Annotated in this window: 24 protein-coding genes; 5 read left to right on the top strand and 19 right to left on the bottom strand. The window is 54.2% G+C overall.

Annotated features, from left to right (window positions below; all coding sequences use genetic code 11):
- Positions 1–105: 105 nt before the first annotated feature.
- The 11 genes from acpS to rpoE all read right to left on the bottom strand — a co-directional run bounded on the left by acpS (position 106) and on the right by rpoE (position 9,276).
- Positions 106–486 carry a holo-ACP synthase gene (gene acpS / locus PGW97_RS13750; protein WP_273857508.1) on the bottom strand — a complete coding sequence of 127 codons (381 nt, stop codon included), beginning with the start codon at positions 484–486 and terminating at the stop codon, positions 106–108.
- A complete protein-coding gene (gene pdxJ / locus PGW97_RS13755; RefSeq protein ID WP_047886855.1) occupies positions 486–1,217 on the bottom strand; it encodes a pyridoxine 5'-phosphate synthase in 732 nt (243 codons plus the stop codon). Before pdxJ ends, acpS begins: the two co-directional genes overlap by 1 nt.
- On the bottom strand, positions 1,214–1,924 hold the full coding sequence (gene recO, locus PGW97_RS13760; protein WP_217391947.1) for a DNA repair protein RecO: 711 nt from the start codon (positions 1,922–1,924) through the stop codon (positions 1,214–1,216). The genes pdxJ and recO overlap by 4 nt, the downstream gene beginning before the upstream one ends.
- An 8-nt stretch (positions 1,925–1,932) precedes the next feature.
- Complete coding sequence (gene era / locus PGW97_RS13765; RefSeq protein ID WP_047886853.1) at positions 1,933–2,838, bottom strand: GTPase Era; 906 nt, start codon at positions 2,836–2,838, stop codon at positions 1,933–1,935.
- Complete coding sequence (gene rnc, locus PGW97_RS13770; protein ID WP_047886852.1) at positions 2,835–3,509, bottom strand: ribonuclease III; 675 nt, start codon at positions 3,507–3,509, stop codon at positions 2,835–2,837. The genes era and rnc overlap by 4 nt, the downstream gene beginning before the upstream one ends.
- Before the next feature lie 10 nt (positions 3,510–3,519).
- Complete coding sequence (gene lepB, locus PGW97_RS13775) at positions 3,520–4,419, bottom strand: signal peptidase I (RefSeq protein WP_047886851.1); 900 nt, start codon at positions 4,417–4,419, stop codon at positions 3,520–3,522.
- 175 nt (positions 4,420–4,594) lie between these two features.
- Entirely contained in the window at positions 4,595–6,391 is a 1,797-nt protein-coding gene (gene lepA / locus PGW97_RS13780; protein WP_047886850.1) for a translation elongation factor 4, read from the bottom strand.
- A 129-nt stretch (positions 6,392–6,520) separates the two neighbouring features.
- Positions 6,521–7,018: a SoxR reducing system RseC family protein gene (locus PGW97_RS13785; protein WP_273857509.1), complete on the bottom strand. Its 498-nt coding sequence runs from the start codon at positions 7,016–7,018 to the stop codon at positions 6,521–6,523.
- Positions 7,015–7,986, bottom strand: a complete 972-nt coding sequence (gene rseB, locus PGW97_RS13790) for a sigma-E factor regulatory protein RseB (RefSeq protein WP_047886848.1) — start codon at positions 7,984–7,986, stop codon at positions 7,015–7,017. The genes PGW97_RS13785 and rseB overlap by 4 nt, the downstream gene beginning before the upstream one ends.
- 31 nt (positions 7,987–8,017) lie before the next feature.
- Positions 8,018–8,674: an RseA family anti-sigma factor gene (locus tag PGW97_RS13795; protein WP_273857510.1), complete on the bottom strand. Its 657-nt coding sequence runs from the start codon at positions 8,672–8,674 to the stop codon at positions 8,018–8,020.
- A 23-nt stretch (positions 8,675–8,697) separates the two neighbouring features.
- A complete protein-coding gene (gene rpoE, locus PGW97_RS13800) occupies positions 8,698–9,276 on the bottom strand; it encodes an RNA polymerase sigma factor RpoE (RefSeq protein ID WP_047886846.1) in 579 nt (192 codons plus the stop codon).
- 385 nt (positions 9,277–9,661) lie between these two features.
- Between rpoE and nadB the strand changes: the two genes are divergently transcribed.
- Positions 9,662–11,281: an L-aspartate oxidase gene (nadB, locus tag PGW97_RS13805; RefSeq protein ID WP_047886845.1), complete on the top strand. Its 1,620-nt coding sequence runs from the start codon at positions 9,662–9,664 to the stop codon at positions 11,279–11,281.
- A 223-nt stretch (positions 11,282–11,504) separates the two neighbouring features.
- On the opposite strand, the gene PGW97_RS13810 is transcribed toward nadB, so the two are convergent.
- From PGW97_RS13810 to PGW97_RS13820, 3 genes are all read right to left on the bottom strand, one after another.
- Entirely contained in the window at positions 11,505–13,334 is a 1,830-nt protein-coding gene (locus PGW97_RS13810) for a methyl-accepting chemotaxis protein (RefSeq protein ID WP_273857511.1), read from the bottom strand.
- 335 nt (positions 13,335–13,669) lie between these two features.
- Entirely contained in the window at positions 13,670–14,095 is a 426-nt protein-coding gene (locus PGW97_RS13815; protein WP_273857512.1) for a protein YgfX, read from the bottom strand.
- Positions 14,067–14,327 (bottom strand): FAD assembly factor SdhE, encoded by a 261-nt coding sequence (locus tag PGW97_RS13820; RefSeq protein ID WP_047886842.1) that lies wholly within the window; start codon positions 14,325–14,327, stop codon positions 14,067–14,069. The genes PGW97_RS13815 and PGW97_RS13820 overlap by 29 nt, the downstream gene beginning before the upstream one ends.
- Before the next feature lie 408 nt (positions 14,328–14,735).
- On the opposite strand from PGW97_RS13820, the gene ygfZ reads away from it, so the two are divergent.
- Genes ygfZ through PGW97_RS13835 form a run of 3 tightly spaced genes read left to right on the top strand, consistent with a single transcriptional unit; the run spans position 14,736 to position 17,128 of the window.
- The gene (gene ygfZ / locus PGW97_RS13825; protein ID WP_273857513.1) at positions 14,736–15,713 is read left to right on the top strand and encodes a tRNA-modifying protein YgfZ; all 978 of its coding nucleotides are present in this window, start codon (positions 14,736–14,738) and stop codon (positions 15,711–15,713) included.
- A 3-nt stretch (positions 15,714–15,716) separates the two neighbouring features.
- Positions 15,717–16,178: an aminoacyl-tRNA deacylase gene (locus PGW97_RS13830; RefSeq protein WP_273857514.1), complete on the top strand. Its 462-nt coding sequence runs from the start codon at positions 15,717–15,719 to the stop codon at positions 16,176–16,178.
- A gap of 11 nt (positions 16,179–16,189) precedes the next feature.
- Positions 16,190–17,128 carry a LysR family transcriptional regulator gene (locus PGW97_RS13835; protein ID WP_217391940.1) on the top strand — a complete coding sequence of 313 codons (939 nt, stop codon included), beginning with the start codon at positions 16,190–16,192 and terminating at the stop codon, positions 17,126–17,128.
- Between the two features lie 125 nt (positions 17,129–17,253).
- On the opposite strand, the gene nqrM is transcribed toward PGW97_RS13835, so the two are convergent.
- Genes nqrM through PGW97_RS13850 form a run of 3 tightly spaced genes read right to left on the bottom strand, consistent with a single transcriptional unit; the run spans position 17,254 to position 18,221 of the window.
- On the bottom strand, positions 17,254–17,457 hold the full coding sequence (nqrM, locus tag PGW97_RS13840) for a (Na+)-NQR maturation NqrM (RefSeq protein WP_273857515.1): 204 nt from the start codon (positions 17,455–17,457) through the stop codon (positions 17,254–17,256).
- The gene (locus PGW97_RS13845) at positions 17,454–17,924 is read right to left on the bottom strand and encodes a NifB/NifX family molybdenum-iron cluster-binding protein (RefSeq protein WP_273857516.1); all 471 of its coding nucleotides are present in this window, start codon (positions 17,922–17,924) and stop codon (positions 17,454–17,456) included. The genes nqrM and PGW97_RS13845 overlap by 4 nt, the downstream gene beginning before the upstream one ends.
- A gap of 3 nt (positions 17,925–17,927) precedes the next feature.
- A complete protein-coding gene (locus PGW97_RS13850) occupies positions 17,928–18,221 on the bottom strand; it encodes a DUF134 domain-containing protein (RefSeq protein WP_047886837.1) in 294 nt (97 codons plus the stop codon).
- 462 nt (positions 18,222–18,683) lie between these two features.
- Here PGW97_RS13850 and PGW97_RS13855 point away from each other — a divergent pair, with 462 nt between their 5' ends.
- Positions 18,684–18,893 carry a DUF1107 domain-containing protein gene (locus PGW97_RS13855; RefSeq protein WP_047886836.1) on the top strand — a complete coding sequence of 70 codons (210 nt, stop codon included), beginning with the start codon at positions 18,684–18,686 and terminating at the stop codon, positions 18,891–18,893.
- Positions 18,894–18,998: 105 nt separating this feature from the next.
- Here PGW97_RS13855 and gcvH read toward each other — a convergent pair whose 3' ends face one another.
- Together gcvH and PGW97_RS13865 are read right to left on the bottom strand one after the other, a co-directional pair.
- Positions 18,999–19,394 (bottom strand): glycine cleavage system protein GcvH, encoded by a 396-nt coding sequence (gene gcvH, locus PGW97_RS13860; RefSeq protein WP_047886835.1) that lies wholly within the window; start codon positions 19,392–19,394, stop codon positions 18,999–19,001.
- 283 nt (positions 19,395–19,677) lie between these two features.
- The gene (locus PGW97_RS13865) at positions 19,678–20,886 is read right to left on the bottom strand and encodes an FAD-dependent 2-octaprenylphenol hydroxylase (protein ID WP_273857517.1); all 1,209 of its coding nucleotides are present in this window, start codon (positions 20,884–20,886) and stop codon (positions 19,678–19,680) included.

The following is a 20,886-nucleotide window of genomic DNA, read 5'->3' on the forward strand; positions in this document are numbered from 1 at the left end:
GAGCCCGAGGGCTCGCTTTTTGTTTGGGGTTCTTTTTGATTGGGGTTGCCATGCTGTTGGCTGGCTGCTCGTGGCATATTGCCGTTGTTGGCAGACGGGAGTGATTCAGGACTCCAGAATGACGGTTGCCACGGCATATTGCTTTTCGTCAGCAATAGTCAGGTGCACATGGTTAGCCCCCATCCGTGCCGCCAGTTCCGCCGCTTTACCGGACAGGGTCAGCACCGGCTTGCCCCGCTCGTCGTTACTGACGGTAAAATCCTGAAACGACACACCGCAGGCAATCCCGGTTCCCAGCGCCTTGGCGGCAGCTTCTTTCACCGCAAACCGCTTGGCCAGATAGCGCGCAGGCTGTTTCAAGCCACTGAGAATCGCCAACTCAGACTGGGTCAGCACACGCTCGGCAAACGGCGCACCACTGCGGGCATACACCGCCTCGATGCGCGCAATGTCAGCAATGTCCGTTCCCAGCCCGACAATCGCCATTAGCCGCGAGCTTCCAGCATCAGCGCTTTCATGTCAGCGACAGCTTTTTGCAGGCCATCAAACGCCGCACGGCCAATAATCGCGTGACCGATGTTCAGTTCATACAGCTCAGGCAGCGCCGCAATCGGCTTCACGTTGTGGTAAGTCAGGCCATGACCGGCATTCACTTTGATGCCCTGATCGTGCGCATAACTGGCTGCGGCAGCGATCTTCTTCAGCTCCGCCTGTTGCTCAGCTTCGGTTTCCGCATCGGCATAGTGGCCGGTATGCAGCTCGATATAAGGAGCACCACAGGCTACCGCCGCATCAATCTGGGTACGGTCAGCATCAATGAACAGTGACACGTTGATCCCTGCGTCAGTCAGTTTCTCGGTCGCAGCTTTGATTTTTTCCAGCTGGCCAGCCACATCCAAACCGCCTTCAGTGGTCAGCTCTTCACGTTTTTCCGGTACCAGACAAACAAATTCCGGCTGGGTTTCCAGCGCAATCTGCACCATCTCGTCGGTCACGGCCATTTCCAGGTTCATGCGGGTCTGGATGGTTTCACGCAGAATGCGTACGTCGCGATCGGTAATATGGCGGCGATCTTCACGCAAATGAATCGTGATCCCGTCAGCCCCGGCGCGCTCTGCGACTTCCGCCGCATGCACCGGATCCGGGTAACGGGTACCACGGGCATTACGTAAGGTCGCAATATGGTCAATATTCACGCCGAGTAAGATGTTGTTCATTTTCCGGTACTCCTTCCTCTAGGGATAAACAATTCCCTGCTTTTTAATGGTTTGCCGCCAAGATATGGCTTCAGGGCTATGCGGGTAAAACGCTTGGCCGCGCGCAGCTGTTCCGGGGTTTCAAACCGCCGGGCGGCAATCGCTTTCAGCTGTTCGCCGGTAAAGGTCAGTTGCCCGATAGTTAATGAGGCAATGAAGCCCCGCTGCTCGCGGTAGTTATACGTCATCGTATCTTCAACCGGCAGGCTGCTGCCAGCACAATGCAGAAAATCGATGCCATAGCCCAGATGATCGAGTAAGGCCAATTCAAAGCGTCGCAATGCTGGCTCTGGATTCTCCGCCTGTGCCAGCTCACGCAGCACATTCAGGTAATCCAGAAACAGCACCGGGTATGGTGTATGGGTTTCCAAGACGCGAGCCAGTAACTCGTTGACGTACATCGCAGAGTACAGGATATAGCTGCGCATCGGCAAACCGATACTGATAGGTTCGGCGTAGGTCAGTACGGGCATGGAGCCGCGTCCCGACCATTTCATAAAAAGGGGCGTAAACGGTTGTAACGCCCCTTTGAGGTTGGAGCGCTTACGGCGCGCCCCTTTTGACAGGAGGGTAATTCGGCCTGAGTCCTCGCTGAAGACATCAAGGATCAGGCTCGTCTCACTGTAAGGACGAGAGTGGAGGACAAAACAGCGCTGAAGCCCTTCCATAGCGGCCCTTACAGATCGTCAATATAGCCCAGGCTACGCAGTGCGCGTTCGTCGTCCGCCCAACCGGACTTCACTTTCACCCACAGTTCCAGGTACACCTTGCGCTCGAACAGATCTTCCATATCGAGACGGGCTTCACGGCCGATGGTTTTGATTTTATCGCCACCTTTGCCGATCACCATTTTCTTTTGGCCCTTGCGCTCAACCAGGATCAGGCCATTGATATCAAAGCCATCGGTATCTGGGTTGTAGTCAAAGCGCTCGATTTCCACCGTCACCGAATACGGCAGCTCGTCACCGGTGAAACGCATCAGTTTCTCACGGATGATCTCTGACGCCATAAAGCGCTGTGAACGGTCCGTCACGTATTCTTCAGGGAAGTAGTATTCGCATTCCGGCAGGTGCTTACGCACGATCTTCTCGACCGCCTCAATGTTTGTGCCATGCTTGGCAGAAACCGGTACTACGTCAACGAATTCCATCTTGTTCGCCAGCTCTTGAAGGTGCGGGAACAGATCGTATTTCTCTTTGACGTTATCAACCTTGTTGACCAGCAGCACGGTCGGCAGCTGAGACTTCATCAGCTTGTTGAGCACCATTTCATCGTCCGGGGTCCAGATGGTGCCATCCACCATAAACAGGACCAGTTCCACGTCGGTCAGCGAGCTGCTGGCCGCCCGGTTCATCAGACGGTTAATGGTACGCTTTTCTTCGATGTGCAGCCCGGGAGTATCAACGTAGACAGCCTGATAGCCGTCACGAGTGTCCACCCCCATAATACGGTGGCGCGTCGTCTGAGGCTTACGAGAGGTAATAGACAGTTTTTGTCCTACCAGACGGTTCAGAAGCGTTGATTTACCGACATTCGGCCGGCCAACGATGGCAATAAAGCCGCAATGTGTCTTCTCTGTCATGATTCCAACTGCTTAAGCGCAATTTCTGCCGCTGCCTGCTCTGCCTTGCGCCGACTGCCGCCTTTACCGATAACAGGCTTATCCAGGCCTGCCACTTCACACTGTACCGTGAATTCCTGATTGTGAGCTTCGCCCTGTACCTTAGTGACCGTGTAAGCCGGTAGGGGCTGACGACGGCCTTGCAGGCATTCCTGCAGGCGGGTTTTCGGATCTTTCTGGTTGATGCCCGGCTTGATCGTTTCCAGACGAGACTGATACCAGCGCAGGACAATCGCACGGACATTTTCAATGTCGCTGTCCAGGTAAATCGCACCAATAATGGCTTCCACACAGTCCGCCAGAATCGAGTCACGGCGGAAACCGCCACTCTTCAGTTCGCCCGGGCCCAGCAGCAGGTGATCGCCCAGCTCAAACTCGCGTCCAAGCTCGGCCAGGGTTTTGCCGCGTACCAGCGTGGCACGCATCCGGCTCATGTCGCCTTCGTCTACCGCCGGAAAACGGTGATACAGATCATCAGCCACCACAAAACTCAGGATCGAGTCACCCAGAAATTCCAGACGCTCGTTGTGTGTTCCGTTGGCACTGCGGTGTGTCAGTGCCAGAGTCAGTAAATCAAGATTGTTAAATTCATAGCCCAGCTTGCGCTGGAGTCTGTTTACAGGAGTGGTCATTTTTTCCCGATCAGTTTATGCCACCGATGCGATTGAATCGCACACCGGTAGGAATCCAAGATGGAAGTGCACTGTCCGCACCTCGTTCAAACTCAAAGCTGATCCAGATCCCGACCGCTTTGCCCACCAGGTTCGCTTCAGGCACGAAGCCCCAGTAACGGCTGTCAGCACTGTTGTCGCGGTTATCACCCATCACAAAGTAGTGTCCTTCAGGCACCACCCACTCATTCACGCCCGGACGTGGCTGGTAAGCCAGCGTGCGATCACGCTTAAGCGGATGCACCAGAATTTTGTGCTCGTGTTCACCCAGCTTTTCATCGAACTGGACCAGACGAGTCATGCCCTGGCTGAATTCACTGTCGGTCATGTCAGTCAGCGGTACCGGCTGACATTCGGCAGAGCCTTTCACCGCCACGCACAGTTGCTTGTGAGCACTGTAGCGCACGGTATCGCCAGGCAGGCCAACAACACGCTTGATGTAGTCGATATTCGGCTGAGGCGGGAATTTGAATACCACAATGTCCCCACGCTCAGGTTCACCGGTTTCCACCAGTTGGTGACGGAAGACCGGATCTTTCAGACCGTAAGAAAATTTCTCAACCAGGATGAAGTCCCCGACCAATAATGTCGGCATCATTGAACCGGATGGGATCTGGAACGGCTCATAAATAAATGAGCGAAATACCATAATTAGCGCGATCACCGGAAACATAGAGCTGGCAGATTCGACCCAGCTCGGTTGCGGTGCCACGGTCTGTAGGGTTTTAGCATCAACCTGTCCGCCGGCATTGACCGCCGCTGCCTCAATTTTTAATTGACGTTTCGGCGCCCAGATAAATTTATCCAAAGCCCAGATGATTCCGGTTACCAGCGTCGCCAGCACCAGAATAAGCGAAAAAATATTTGCCATTCTATTCCCTACTTAACTTGCTATCAGGCTGCCGCGTGTGATGAGAACGCACGCGTCCGCTCGATACGACAATGCAGCAGAGGAGCCTGCTGCATTGTCATTGTTACTAGTGTACACCGCTAATGGTAGCAATCGTTTAGAATATGCGTCCACCAATAACAATGGGTTACGAGTATTACTTATCTTTGCCCACGTGCAGAATTGCCAGGAAAGCTTCCTGAGGCAGTTCGACGTTACCGATCTGCTTCATACGTTTCTTACCTTCTTTCTGCTTCTGCAGCAGTTTCTTCTTACGACTCACGTCACCGCCGTAACACTTGGCGATAACGTTCTTACGCAGCTGCTTAACCGTTGAACGAGCAATGATATGGTTACCGATAGCGGCCTGAATCGCGATATCGAACATCTGACGAGGAATGAATTCCTTCATTTTCTCAACCAGATCACGACCGCGATTCTGCGCATTACCTTTGTGCGTGATAATTGCCAGAGCGTCAACACGGTCGCCGTTCAGCATGATATCCACACGTACCATGTCGGATTCTTCGTAGCGCTGGAAGTTGTAGTCCAGAGACGCATAACCGCGAGAGGTCGATTTCAGGCGGTCGAAGAAGTCCAGTACCACTTCAGACATTGGAATGTCGTAAGTCAGTGCCACTTGGTTACCGTGGTAAACCATGTCTACCTGCATACCACGCTTCTCAACACACAGCGTGATGACGTTACCCAGGTATTCACTCGGCACCAGGATATTACAACGGGCAATTGGCTCACCGATTACATCGATATCATTCACCGCTGGCAATTTCGCCGGGCTGTCGACGTAAATCGTTGTGCCGTCCGTTTTCTTCACTTCGTACACTACGGTTGGAGCCGTGGTGATCAGGTCCAGGTCGTACTCACGTTCCAGACGTTCCTGAATGATTTCCATGTGCAGCATGCCAAGGAAACCACAACGGAAACCAAAGCCCAGTGCCGCCGAGCTTTCTGGCTCGTAGAACAGCGAGGCATCGTTCAGGCTCAGTTTGCCCAGTGCGTCACGGAAGTTCTCGTAGTCATCAGACGAAACCGGGAACAGACCGGCATAAACCTGCGGCTTCACTTTTTTGAAACCCGGCAGCGGTTTGTCACAACCGTTTTTCGCCAGCGTCAGGGTATCACCTACAGGAGCGCCCAGGATGTCTTTGATACCACAAACCACCCAGCCCACTTCACCGGTCTTCAGCACGTCTTTGTCTACTTGCTTCGGTGTGAAGATACCCAGACGGTCAACGCCCCAGGTCTGGCCAGTGCTCATGACTTTGATCTTGTCGTTCTTCTTCAGTGCGCCGTTCTTGATGCGAACCAGAGAAACAACGCCCAGGTAGTTATCGAACCAGGAGTCGATGATCAGCGCCTGCAGTGGTGCATCCGGGTCGCCTTCCGGTGCCGGGATCGCAGAAACGATGTTCTCAAGTACATCTTCTACACCCAGGCCGGTCTTAGCGGAACAGCGGGTCGCTTCCATCGCATCAATGCCGACGATTTCTTCAATCTCTTCGGCTACACGATCAGGATCCGCCGCTGGCAGGTCGATTTTGTTCAGGATCGGCACAACTTCCAGATCCATTTCAATCGCGGTGTAGCAGTTCGCCAATGTCTGGGCTTCCACCCCCTGGCCTGCATCCACCACCAGCAGAGCCCCTTCACAGGCTGCCAGCGAACGCGATACTTCGTATGAAAAGTCAACGTGTCCTGGGGTGTCGATAAAGTTCAGCTGATAGGTCTCACCATCTTTGGCCTTGTAATCGAGCGTCACGCTCTGGGCCTTGATGGTAATACCACGTTCACGTTCTAGATCCATGGAATCAAGAACCTGGGCTGCCATTTCACGATCGGAAAGGCCACCGCAGACTTGAATCAAACGGTCGGATAAGGTCGACTTACCATGGTCGATATGTGCAATAATCGAAAAGTTACGAATGTGCTTCATGAATTGGCGTGACTAACTCGTGATTAAAATGAATGAGACATAGAGTCCGTTTACCTTTGGCTTCGTTCCATAACCCCAAAGGTAAACCGACCCTACGATCAAGTTGGAGGATTCTACAGAATTTCGCCGCTAGTCGCTATCTTTCGGTATAGCATTTATCGCCAGGCTGGCTGAAACCGGTGTCCCCAACACGCGAATCAGGGTCGGCTGATAGGCACTGTCGCCTTCCAGGCGGGTGGCCTGACGACGCGCCAGCCATAACCCGGCCCCGGCAAATCCCAGTGCAGTCACAATCACACCCAGCTCACCGCCGCCGGCCAGCGACACAAACCACCACTGCCCGAGAATGGCACCCAGTACCAGACCGAGCAGCGGCAACACATACACTAACAGAGCCGACTGCAGCATACTGCGCTCAGACAGCCCGATTTCAACCGTATCCCCGACGCTGACTTTTTCCCGGGTGGCGATCGTAATTTCGTGACGCCGCCCCGGCAATGCCTTGGAGACGATGCCGGTTCCGCAACTGTCACGGGACCCGCAACTGCCGCAGCTGGTCTGCTGCTGGCAACTAACGGTGATCCGCCCGGTCTCGACAGCCACTACCGTCGCCAGAGAGCGCATCATTGTGCTTTACCGCCGTCGGCAAAGACTACGGATTCTGCTACCCGCCGGGCCGTCGCAGGGGGAATATCTCCCACCACAGTGACTTCTTTGTCCTGCAGCATGTAGCTGTGCAAGGTGCGACGCCCCTGACGAACCAGTTGCTCACGCACGGTAAAATGGTCAGCGGCTGAAATATAAATCGAGAAACTGAACAGCCCGTCGCTGTACATTTTGCTCTCAACCGGACGCTCGGTCATCATCAGACGATGGCGGTTGCGGGACACGGATTCAAATCCCTGCGGTAGCCAGCTGACTTTCCAGTCCAGCTCCGCCTGAGGTTGCGGCGGCAACTGAACCACGGCAGGCAGTTCCACCGTCTTCAAGCTTTTCAATACGTCGCCCACTTTGGAATTGATCACATAAGACACCGCGCGATACTGCTCCAGCGGCTCACCGTCACGGTCCAGCAAGTCGGCACGCATGACCAGCTTACTGCGGGTATCAATCCACAACAGGTAGGAGTAACGAGCCCCGTCTTTCGGCGCAATTCGCACCACATCGCAGGCGACACCGGCCTCACGGGCCCGTCCCATAGAGATAAAATCGTAGTAACTGGCCAGTTCGTCAATGTTGGTACGCATGATCGGCGGCAGAGGTGCCACCATTTTGTTGCTTTCGATCGTGAAAGGATCCAGTCCGGGCTCGAAGTAGCTGACTTCGTGCCCACGCTGAATCACTTCGCGCGGCGGGCCGCTGAGGTACACCAGATGCGCAAAAACCTCGCCATCTTCCAGCGCATGACGATAGCGCAGAGGTTCAATACTGTTTTTCTTGATTAGGATGTACGACAGCTCATAGCTGAGTTCACGGCTAGCCTCATCCATTTGATGCAACAAAGCCTCGGCCGAAGAAGCGGTTTCTTCAGCAGAGGCTTGCAATGGCATCGCAAGGCTGACCAGTGTCATCACACCGACCAGAAATCTTTTCATTTACCCGCCAACAATTTAATTCGGTTCAAGCTTAATTCGATTCAAGCAATGTACGGTCAATGGTACCGTCTTCCGCATTCAGGCGTAATTGCAGCTCATAATCCTGAAGCATAGCGTTGATACGACGGCGCTGTTCCATGACCTGCTCTTCTGTCGGACCTGCGTGACGACGGTTTACTGAATCCGCTGTCAGGCTAACCGGTTCGGCTGTACCGGCAAACGGGATGGTTTCCAGCACAGATAGCTGAGAATCACCTGCACTCAGGTTCTCTTCCCCGCCATTGTACTGCTGCACCCCAACAATCACCGCCAGCGACACACACGCGGCGACGGCCACTTGCCCTACCTGAGTAAACCAGGCTGGCAAGGTACGTTTTGCCTGCTGAGGAGATGGCTGAGTCTCGACTTCCCGCGCCTGACGTGCCGTTGCGATCTGCACCACAGGTGCTGGTTCTGCAACAGATTCAGCTACGCCGGTGTGGGCTGGCTCGTTATCCAGTGCCAGTGCAACCCTTGCCGAAATATCCCAATCCTTGTTTTGCGGTGCTTCCCCGCGCATCACATCACCAATCAGGTTGAAATGCTGCCAGGTCTGCTGGCTGTCGTCATCGACTGCCAATGCATTGATAATGCTCTGATCCAGCTCTTCGCCATCTAATAATGCCGAAATCTTTTCTTTATCAGCCATCTTGTTCACCGTTTGGCCCAACACTAACGCTGTAAAAGGGGACGAATACGTTTCTCGACCGCCTCTCGCGCACGGAATATCCGAGATCTCACAGTTCCAACCGGGCAATCCATCACTTCAGCGATTTCTTCGTAGCTCAGGCCGTCAAGCTCGCGCAACGTAATCGCTGTTTTCAGATCGTCAGGTAATGCCTCAATGGTACTGAAAACAACCCGCTTTAATTCATCAGACAACATTTGATTCTCAGGGTTCGAAATTTCTTTCAGGGCATTGCCATTTTCGAAATATTCCGCGTCGTCAGCATCCACATCCGTTGCCGGCGGACGGCGCCCCTGGGCCACCAAATAATTTTTAGCCGTATTCACGGCGATACGGTACAACCATGTATAAAAAGCACTTTCCCCGCGAAACGTCGGCAGAGCACGATACGCTTTAATAAAGGCTTCCTGAGCAACATCCGGCACATCACCGGAGTTACCGACATATCTGGCCACTAAGTTGCAAACCTTATTCTGGTATTTCATAACCAGCAAATTAAAAGCCTGCTTGTCGCCTCGCTGTACCCGCTCGATTAATACCTGATCAGTTTGCTGCTCGCTCATCCGAGCGTGTACTCCTATATCTGTTTCACTCGATATTTCATCCGTATTGGTCGTTTGCACTGCGTTAACTTCCCCATGCCTGATGCGGCAACCGCCTCGACTCAGCAAGGGGAAAGCCTGCATGCCCATTCCAAAACTTTTGATAAAACACTATGAGCGTGAGCACTATGTAAGACACGGAGGACAAAGCAAAGTTCCCCGGCGAGAAATTATTTCTCATCAATAGTGCGCGATTTTTTGACTGTGATAAAGCAATATTGGCCATTCGGCCAAAACGGGCATTATAGCGTTTCACTGCTTAGATGTGTGAATCACTGGTCAAAAATGAACAATTTGGACAGAATTTGCTAAGATGGCGTGACTACCACAGGGATATGAAATCATTATGAACGAAAACCGCGAACATCAATGTGATGTGCTTGTGATCGGAAGTGGTGCTGCAGGACTTTCACTGGCGTTGCGTCTGGCGCCACTGGGCAAAGTGATTGTGCTGAGCAAAGGACCGCGCAGTGAAGGAGCCACCTATTATGCCCAGGGCGGCATTGCCGCTGTCTTTGATGAAGATGACAGCGTTGATTCTCACGTTGAGGATACCCAGATTGCCGGCGCCCACTTGTGTGACGAGGACGTGGTGCGGTTTATCGCCGAAAATGCCAAGCACTGTGTGCAATGGCTGATTGACGGCGGAGTACCGTTTGATCGTGAAGACAGCGGCGACAGCGACCAGCCTCGCTATCACCTCACCCGCGAAGGCGGCCACAGCCACCGCCGTATTCTGCATGCCGCAGATGCCACCGGCATGGCAGTGCAGACCTCTCTGCAGGAAAATGTCCTCAACCATCCCAATATTGAAGTGCTTGAACGCCACAATGCACTGGATCTGATCACCAACCAGAAACTGGGCCGCACAGAGCAGCCTAACCGGGTATTGGGTGCCTATATCTGGAACCGGAATCGGGAAGCGGTTGAAACCGTGCGCGCTAAATTCGTCGTGCTGGCGACCGGCGGTGCCTCCAAAGTTTATCAGTACACCTCTAACCCGGATGTTTCATCCGGTGACGGCATCGCAATGGCCTGGCGCGCAGGCTGCCGGGTCGCCAACCTGGAATTCAACCAGTTCCACCCAACCTGCTTATATCACCCGGAAGCCCGTAATTTCCTGCTGACCGAAGCCCTGCGCGGCGAAGGTGCCTATCTGCGTCGTCCGGACGGCAGCCGCTTTATGCCGGACTTCGATGAACGCGCCGAGCTGGCCCCGCGTGATGTGGTGGCAAGGGCTATCGACTTTGAGATGAAACGTCTCGGTGCCGATTGCATGTACCTGGATATCAGCCACAAACCGGCTGATTTCGTGGCCAAGCATTTTCCGACCATTTACGAGAAGTTGCTGACGTTTGGCATCGATATTACCAAAGAGCCTATCCCTATCGTTCCGGCTGCACACTATACCTGCGGGGGTGTCGTGGTGGATAAATCCGGCAAAACCGACTTGGATGGCCTCTACGCGATCGGGGAAGTGAGCTACACCGGTCTGCATGGCGCCAACCGCATGGCTTCCAACTCGTTGCTGGAATGCGTGGTGTATGCCTGGGCAGCGGCAACCAGCATCGCCGAGCAACTCGATCAGGTCAGCCTGCCGGACAGCCTGCCAGGCTGGGATGAAAGTAAAGTCAGCAACTCTGATGAAGAAGTCGTGATTCAGCACAACTGGCACGAACTGCGCCTGTTCATGTGGGACTACATGGGGATTGTCCGTACCACCAAGCGTCTGGAGCGGGCGATGCGCCGGATTCAGTTACTGCAGGATGAGACCCACGAGTACTACAGCAACTTCCGGGTGTCGAACAACCTGCTGGAGCTGCGTAACTTGCTGCAAGTTGCCGAGCTGATGGTTCGCTGTGCGTTAGAACGAAAAGAAAGTCTGGGGCTGCATTACACCCTGGATTACCCGGAAGCGTCCGGTACGCCAGTTCCGACCATTCTGATCCCGGATCAGCCTTGCTGATACACCCGTCGATGATGACCAATAAAAAAGCGAGAGGCATTGCCTCTCGCTTTTTACTTTTTGCTATCCGCAGCGGGAGGCCGGCACTCAAGGCCCCTCTCTGTTGTTACTTTCTGGCTTCCGTCACCACTATCTCATGCCAGATCGCTATCTCATACCAAACCGCTATCTCATACCAAGCAGCGATCTCACACCTGATAGCCGTTTAACCGTGCGGAACCCGCTAGACGCGGTAAACCTCGATGGCTTTTTCCAGTCCGTGCGCCTGACTGGCTACCGCCTCAGCAGCCTGGGCATTTTCATGGGCTACCGTGGAATTCAGGCTGGTGATATCCCGAATCGCCGTGACGTTCTGGCCAATCTCTTCCGATACCATGCTCTGCTGCTCCACCGCTGTGGCAATCTGGGTACTGGTATCCATGATCTGCTGAATATCGGCCATGATTTGCTGAATTTTCAGCTCGGCACTGTCCGCCTGACACACACTGCTTTCGCCCAGCGAACGGCAGCGGTTGATATGTTCGACCACCTGATCCGTTTGCCCTTGCAGCGAGCCAATAATAGTGGTGATCTCTTCCGTCGACTGGCGGGTACGCAGTGCCAGCGAGCGAACTTCATCAGCCACCACGGCAAAACCCCGCCCCTGCTCACCGGCTCGGGCCGCCTCAATCGCGGCATTCAGGGCCAGCAGGTTAGTCTGCTCGGCGATCGCTTTGATCACATCCAGCACTGAACCGATGTTATCCGACAGGGTCGACAGGCTGGCCACTTCGTCACTGGCCTGGCTTAAATCCTGAGACAGCACACCGATTTGCTGTTTGGTCGCACTGACCTCTGCCAGCCCGGCTTCCGCTCCGCGATAGCAGTTATCGGCATTGGCCGCGGCCGTTTCAGTGTTGGCCGCGATATCACGAATTGTCACCCCCATCTCGGTGATTGCCGTTGCGACAGAGTCCGTTTCACCCTGTTGCTGCAGCATTGCCTGCTCCGAGTCCTGACTGCGTTGCTGCAATTGCACTGACGCCGGGCCCAGTTCCGTGATCGCGGTTTGCACTTCACCTATCAACTTGCGCAGGTTTGCCAGCAGGTAGTTGAAATTCGCAGCAATGTCCGCCAATTCATCGTTACCTTGGGTGTCAGCCGTTTTACGCAGGTCGTGGCTGGCAGCAATTTCACGCATCAAATCGCCCAGTGAAGACAGCCGTTGCTGAATCGAACGACTGATCCAACCGGACAGCACGAGCAAAGCAATGACCACCAGCACAACCGCTGCCAGGGTCGCAGTGACGGTTGTCCGCTGCGCGGTGACCACTTCTTCGCGCAAATGGGTTTTCAGACCAGCAAAGGTACTTTCGACCTGATGGGAGTGGCTGCGGATTTCTCCGCGCAGTCCGCTGTTATGGTCGAGGCCAATCATACGCAACTGATCAAGAACACGGCGGGCAACCATCTCATACTGGGTAAACGCGGTGCCCATTGCCGGCATCAAACGTGGCTGCAACTGAGTCAGCAGGGTCTGGAATTCATCGGCATTTTGCGGGCTGGCATCCAACACCAGCATTTTGCCCGCCAAAGTCAGGCGAAAAACCGTGTCATAGTGTTCAGGATAGGCCCCGGCAGCATTGACCAGCGCAGAAGCGGAAGCAAAAAACGTTTTCAGCATGCCCTGCTCATGACTCAGCCCCAGTTGCTGATAGGCCGCGATCAGGTTCATCATGCCCGTGGCATAGCTTTGCATCGCCGAAGTCAGCGTTGACTGTTCCGGCAACGCCAGATCCAGCTCGCGCACATCCTGCAGCAATGATTGTTCCAGCACCTGAAAATTCGCCAGATTTTCTTCAAACCGGGTACGGTATTTGGTGTCCATCCGCATCAGGAAATCTTTCTCGTTCCGACGCAGGTTGAGCAGCGAGACTTCCATCTCACTGACGGTTGTCACAGACTGGTTGATACGCACAACCTGTTCATTGGCCAGCCAACTCATAAACAGCACAGCCGTCAGGGCGACAGCTGACAGTACTGTCAACCCGACCAATTTATGTTTTATTTTCATTGTTACCCTTTCTACTCCGTCTGACGCGTCCACAACATTGCGCCTGCTCCCAGTGTCGGCCTGCGCCGCAAATCCTGAAGCACCCAAGCGACGATTATTCGCTTAGCCTGCTCCGAACGCACATTTATCCATCAGGATGCAGTGAAAGGCGGACAAAAACAGCTGAAAATAAAGACAGGCAGGAAAGACTGACGAAAAAGGAAACAGATTAAACAGGAAGCGATATAAGACAAAAACGATGCAGGCAAAAATGATGAGAAGCCGCCGCCGACGGCTTAAAGACCAAACAGTCGGCGCACGGAGAGTACCTGCCGCGAACCTCCGGATGTTGCCGCTCAGCCGTCAAGCGCATCCGGATAACGGCCGAACAGGGCCAGGCTGCGATAGGCTTCGAAATCGCAGCGATCCGGCGCGATGACCAGCCAGCGGCTACCGGCCGCGCCCCGAACCTTAAACACCATGATCCAGGCGGTACAGATTTTGGCATTCACCAACAGCCAGTCTTGCCCCTGCCAATGCAGCTTACGTCCAGCAAAAAGCTGTATCCGGCCAGAATCCTGACTGTGTGCCAGTGCCAGGTGCCACCCTTCGTGAAACAGCAACAGCAGCCATGCCACAACCAGTGAGTGCGGCACCGACAGCCACCAGGCAGAAAGCAGCAAAAGAAAAACCGCACTGGCATACAACAATGCCAGTGCGGTCATCAGTAACGCGGAAGGTCTCAGCGTAAAATCAGCGAAGCTTGCTGTTGTTGTGGGCAACAATCTTGTCCACCATGGCAGCATGTGCCGGGTTATCACTGCGGCCGTGCTGCATAACCCAGTTAAACAGATCCGGATCATCACAGGTCAGCAGAGAAACGAAGTCCAGTTGCTCCTGCTCGGTAAGTGCGTCAAAACACTCTTCAAAAAACGGCATAATGATCACGTCCAGCTCCAGCATACCACGGCGGCATGCCCACTTTACTCGTGCTTTTTCATCTGCACTCAACATGTTACAACCTCAAGCTGATTTTCTGAGCCGGCCTGCAGCACCACAACAACAGGGTGTGGCCCCCGCCTAGCCGGTCGTTAACAATGCGCCCAATACTAGCAGCCAGCCCCGCCGCCGACTATGCGCCAGCGCAAGCAAACCGCCAAGTTGAGAGCTAGGATCAATTTTCCGGCAGCATTCGCGACATTTCATCCAGCCAGTAAACCAATTCCGACCAATAACCTCAGGTATTGATGCTGACAAATGCCAATAAGGTCTTTAACATAGCCAGAAATGATCTGTGCCAGCCCGGGCCGTCTGAAGATCTTACGGGCAGGCAGTTGGGGTCACCTATACTTGTCAATTTCACCCACCGCCGAAGCCGCATTTCAGGCTGTTTTCGTCGGTGCAGCAAATCACGGATATCCTATGAGCACCTGGTCTGAAACCTTACATTTTGACACGCTTTCATTGGCCCCAGCCGATCCTCTGCCGGCCCTGGCACTGGTTGATCTGGCCAGCTGGGCTCTGGTGACTTTGGTCGGCGACGACAAGAAATCTTACCTGCACGGTCAAGTTACCTGCGATGTGGTCTCTCTGGCTGCGGATCAGTCTACGCTGGGCGGCCATTGTGATGCCAAAGGCAAAATGCGCACCATTTTCCGTCTGTTCCATCATCATGATGGTTATGGCTTTGTTCAGCGCCGTAGCGTCATGGCCACGCAACTGCCGGAATTGAAAAAGTACGCGGTATTTTCGAAAGTAGACATTGCCGAAAGTAATGATGTGCTGCTCGGCCTGACCGGTAGCGACGCAACGGCCCGCATCGACAGCCTGTTTGGCAGTAGCGGTGATGTGCGCCCAATCCCTGGCGGTACCGCCGTCAAAGTTGATGACCAGCGTTGGTTACTGGCCGTGGAACCAGCTCAGGCACAGACCCTTGCGGAGCAGCTCAGCGACGCAATCCTGAGTGATGATACGCTGTGGGATCTGTACGACATTCGTGCCGCGATCCCTCGGGTTGACGGCGCCACAGAACTGGAGTTTATCCCGCAGGCAGTGAACCTGCAGGCGCTGGACGGCATCAGCTTTAAGAAAGGCTGTTACACAGGCCAGGAAACCGTAGCACGCGCCAAATACCGCGGCATCAACAAACGTGCGATGTACATCGTCAGTGGCCCGGCTGCACGCTGTCCGCAGGCAGGCGATGCGCTGGAGCGCAGTGTGGGTGAGAACTGGCGTAAAGGCGGCACGATTATCGCGGGTTACCTGTTCAATAACGGTACCGCGATTGCCCTGGTTGGCCTGCCAAACGATCTGGAAGAAGACACGCAGTTCCGTTTGGCGGAACAAGAGGGTATCTGGCATAAACTGCCACTGCCTTACTCACTGGAAGAAAACGCGTAAGTTATGCAAACCCCCGTCACCATTTTTCTGGATCACGAAGGGGTGGCATACCGGCTGCTGCCCCACCAGCAGCCGGCCAAAACCATTGAGGAAGCCGCCCGCGAGCGCGGGGTTGATCCCCGCCATATGGTTAAGTCTATCCTGCTCAGGGATATGAGCGGCTTTCATGTGCTGGCCTGTGTTCCGGGGCTGGCTCAGGTCGACCCGACAAAAGTCCGGGCCATGTTCGGCTGCCGCCGGATGACCTGTGCTGATGCGAGGGATGTCGAAAAAGTCACGGGACTGGTGATCGGGACAGTTGCCCCCATTGGGTTGAAACAACCGCTGCCGGTGATTTTTGATCACAGTATCACCCGCCTGCAACGGGTCAATATCAGTAGCGGTGACCGGATGGCCGGGATCGAACTCGATACCGAAGATCTGCTCCTGCTCTGCGATCCCCTGTTTGCGGATATTTGCCGCTAGGAGTGCCGGGCATGAGCAATATTAACTGGCGCGGTGTCGACCTCAACCTGCTGATCGCATTCTCAGCGTTGATGGAAACCCGCAGTGTCACTAAGGCCGCGAACAAGCTGTCGATTGGCCAGTCGGCCATGAGCCACAACCTGTCACGGCTGCGCACTCTGCTCGATGACCCGCTGTTTGAACGAAACGGCCACCAGATGATCGCCACGGCCAAAGCGCTGGAGCTGGCTCCCGTGGTCGATCAGATCCTGCAGTTGATCACGACAGAAATACTCCAGCCGGGGGCGTTTGATCCCGAGCACTACACCGGGCTGTTCAAAATTGGCCTGACCGATTACGCCGAACTGCTGTTTGCACCGGCCCTGTTTGATGCCATTCAGCAGGCTGCCCCCCGCAGCCAACTCAGCTTTTATCACGTCGATCGCAACAATTATCAGCAAGCGGCCGAAACCCACGGCATCGATGTGCTGATCGGCTCGATGACCAACCTGCCCCGAGAGTTTGACTCACAGTATCTCTATACCGAAGATCATGTGTGCCTGTTTGATGCCAAGGCGACCGGGTTGTCAGTTCCGATTGATCTAGCGCGTTATATCCAGACCCCGCAGGCGCTGGTGTCTCCGGATGGGCAGTTGGCCAGCCAGGTTGACCAGCAACTGCAGCAGCAAGGTTTTCAGCGCCACATTGCCGTTGGCTCAAGTAATTTTCTGACGATCCGCCACCTGTTGACCGGCCGCAACCTGCTGTGTGTCGTCTCGACCCTGATGGCCCGGCTGGATATGTTCAATGACAGCCTCAGCCAGTGCCCGCCACCGGTCACCATTCCCGATTTTGACATCAATATGGTATGGCTGAAGCGCAATGCCAGCCATCCGCGCCTCGCCTGGCTGCGTCAGTGTGTGCGTCAGACCATCACAGCGCGGGTCACAGAGCTCAGACAACCAGACTGACTCAATTACGAGGCGTAGTGGCCAGAGCCTTATTGCTTTGCTCTTCGCTGTAAAAACGTTAAGCCAGATTGGCTTCAACGTTTAACAATCAACGCTTAACAATCAAGGCTCAACCCCGACTTGGGCTACGGCTTGTCGTGGCTGCCCGGCTCCTGAATCTGATACAGCTTATGCTCGTCGCAGGGCGAGTCACAATCGCACTCTTTCTCGATGCCGACGTTGGCCAAGCCGCCACAGCTCCCCTGAATCGTTTTTTTCTTCACGATCCAGCCAATCGCCATCGCCCCTATCACCACAAAAAAAATCAGTACAGTCAGCAGATAGGTCATAACTTCACACCTCCCAGACGCGTCAGTCCTGTCATGGTTGCCGCTCCTGTCATACCAATTTTAGCGGTTACTGCGCCTTTGGGTTTACCACAACCGCAGCCACAACTGCCTTTTTCCCGCTTGCAGGGACGCCCCTGAGACGGCTCAGTCAGCGTCTCTTTTGGCACCTCACCATTGAGCACAGCCGCAAGCGACGAGCGGGCCGGTACGCGGATCACGGTCAATCCGGCCTGCAGCAACCTCGCCAGCGAGCGTTGTCCCACATTGCCTAAAATCAGCGTCGTCACCCCCTGCGCCAGTAAGGCCTGCTGAAGCTGCTTTTTATGGCGGCAGCCCATGGCTCGCCCTTGCGGATTCTCCAGCCGTGCGACTTCCCGGTTCTGCTCATCGACAATGACAAAAACGGCGGCTTTACCGAAGTGGCCGGCAACATCTGAATGAGCGGTTAATGCTATTGCTACTGACATGGCTTATTCCTTTTCACAATGAGACGGAGTCAGCTCTAATGCCATTCCTTGTACCAGCGCTTGGGCCACTTTGTGGCGCGCTCTGGCCAGAATGTTCCCCAAGGTCTGCCGGGAAATGCCCATTTCAGTGGCAGCAGCCTGCTGTTGCAGTCCCTGCAAGTCCACTAACTTGAGCGCTTCCAGTTCATCAGCCGCCAGCGGCAAACAGGCCAGCGCCGACATCGGGACGCCATTGGGTTTAAAGCACTGGTAAGCCGGACGACAACCGATCCGGCGGGGTTTCAAAGGTCTGGGCATTGGCACTCCGTCATTAATCAACGCCATTATTATTGGCATATGCCAATAACCAGCTTTGATCTGGCGCAGGAAACCGGTTGAGAGATCAGACCTTTTTACATTTTCAGCATTTTCTTCTGTCCGGTATAAAAATCTGATAGGAATTCTATCAATCCTGTAATCGCCTGATACTGCTGCGCATAAACTCAATACCCATCTCTTTTTCCAAATTTCGCGATAACTTACTAATAAAGCAGAAATATTTATAAGAAATGCAAACCAGGAACCGCCAACCCACTGTCAGAAAACTTAATTACCATTGATAATAAACAGAATAAAACTCCAACACTGACCATATATGCAACAGATTTTCAAAATGAAGATCTATTTAACTTTGTTATTATGCTGAAGCTATCACAAAAGCGTCATGCATGTTGTTTTATACTTCAGGCCGTCAAAAACATAAGGAAAGGTTGGCTAATTATGCGAATGTTCAAACGCTACGTGCCTAAAATGATTGCAAAGCACGTCAGTCGTTTATTCAGTGGAAGGATCTACATTGACGGCCGGGGCGGGTATGAATTTGACAACGGCCAGTTGCTGGTGCCGGTCAAAGCACAGCAACGTCACTACGACACCGTTAACGAAATTAACGGTGAAATCCGGCGGATGCGGGAAAATAATCAACGATAACAAAGCCGTTCCCGTCGGCAAAACAAGCCCACCTTCGGTGCAACCGGTGGGCTTTAATGACAACGCCAGACAGTCTGGCCACGGAGAGCAATACTGACAACCGGCTTAATCGTCTTCGTCGGCCACCAGATCCATGTAACTGTCAGAGTCCAGTAGATCCTCAAATTCGCTCTCGTCATCCACTTTAATCTGAAACAGCCAGCCATCCCCGTACGGATCATTATTGACCAGCTCAGGCGCCCCCTCTAATTCTTCATTGATCGCCACCACAAAGCCGGTCAGCGGGGCGTAGATATCCGACGCCGCCTTCACCGATTCTGCCACAGCGCAGTCTTCCCCGGCTTCGGTCGCTGCATCCACTTCCGGCAGCTCAACAAACACCATATCACCCAGCAGCGACTGCGCGTGATCGGTGATCCCTACGGTATAAATACCGTCCCCTTCCGGGCGGACCCACTCATGGGTATTGGTAAACTTCAGTTCAGACGGAATATAGCTCATGACGAAACTTCCTTATGAAAGCCTGCAAAGCGTCGCCTTCCGGTCGCACCGTGCAGCATCGTTAATTTCAGGTTATGAGCCTGGAGTCAGGAGTGCCCGGTCAAAAAGATCCTGCAATAAGTGACATAGACTCAATTTTTTCCTGATATTTACTGTAGGAGAAAAATCCGAAAAAGGAATACAAAAAACGGGTGGTTTTTTATACAGAAACAACCCAATAAAAAAACCGCTCATAGAGCGGTTTTTTCACGGCGTTTGTGATCTCAGAAGAGACCGCGAGGGATTAATACCTGGCCAGCTCCGGCAACTCGCCGGATAAACCCAGCGCCCGGCGCATAAATTCGTCTTTCAGCCCCGGGGCTTTGTCAGCCAGCAACATGCCCAAATCACGCACCAGTTTCTTGGCCGGATGGCTGCCGTCAAACAGGTCGCGGAAGCCCTGCATCGCAGTGATCATTTTCGCGGCCTCGGCCTTACGCCAACGCTCATACGGACGCAACTTGGCCTTTTTGCCGATGTCCTGATCCGCCAACCAGAGCTGTTTCAGCTCTTGGGCCAGACTGGCCGCATCCAGCAGGCCAAGGTTGACGCCCTGCCCCGCCAGTGGATGAATGGTGTGCGCGGCATCGCCGACCAGTGCCACTCGATCACGAACAAAATCCCGGGCATAGCGCATTTTAAGCGGAAATGCCTGACGTTCGCCTTCAACCCGGCACAGCCCCAACTGGCCGTCAAACGCCGAAGTCAGCTCCCGATTGAATGCTTCGTCAGACAGTGCACACAAGCGCTCTGCCTCTTCCGGGGCAACTGACCAAACAATCGAGCACAGATGGCTGTCTGACAGCGGCAGGAAGGCCAGCGGGCCTTGCGGGCGGAAAATCTGTCGCGCGGTCTGCTGATGCGGTTCTTCACAGCGTATATTGGCCACAATGGCACTGTGTCCGTAATCCCAGTGAGTCAGAGGAATATCCAGTTGCTGGCGCAACCAGGAATTAGCGCCGTCAGCCCCGACCACCAGTTTGGCCGTCAGGTGTTTGCCCGAAGCCAACGTCAGCCATGCTTCGGTTTCCCCAAACGCGATGCTTTGACAGCGCTCCGGCATCATCAGACTGACCATAGGTAATTGTTTCACCCGCTCCAGCAAAGCGAGCTGAATCACCCGGTTCTCCACGATGTGTCCCAGGTTAGGCTGTGCCAGACGGGCAGCGTCAAACGAGATACGGGCAAAGCTGTCCTGCTCCCAGACCTGCATTTTGTCATATGCCGCCATCCGGCGTCCGGCGATGCCTTCCCAGGCTCCCAGACGACGCAGAATTCGCTCACTCGCCCGACTGAGCGCAGAGACCCGCACGTCCGGCAGGGCCGACAGTTCCGGTTCAGGCTGATGCCCTTCAATGACAGCGACTCGTAATTCTGTCTCAGCCAGGGCCGCCGCCAGCGTCAGCCCGACCATTCCGCCGCCGATAATGGCAACATCCACACTCTGCATCAT

It is taken from the genome of Photobacterium sp. GSS17 (assembly GCF_028621875.1).
GTDB classification, from domain to species: Bacteria; Pseudomonadota; Gammaproteobacteria; order Enterobacterales; family Vibrionaceae; genus Photobacterium; species Photobacterium ganghwense.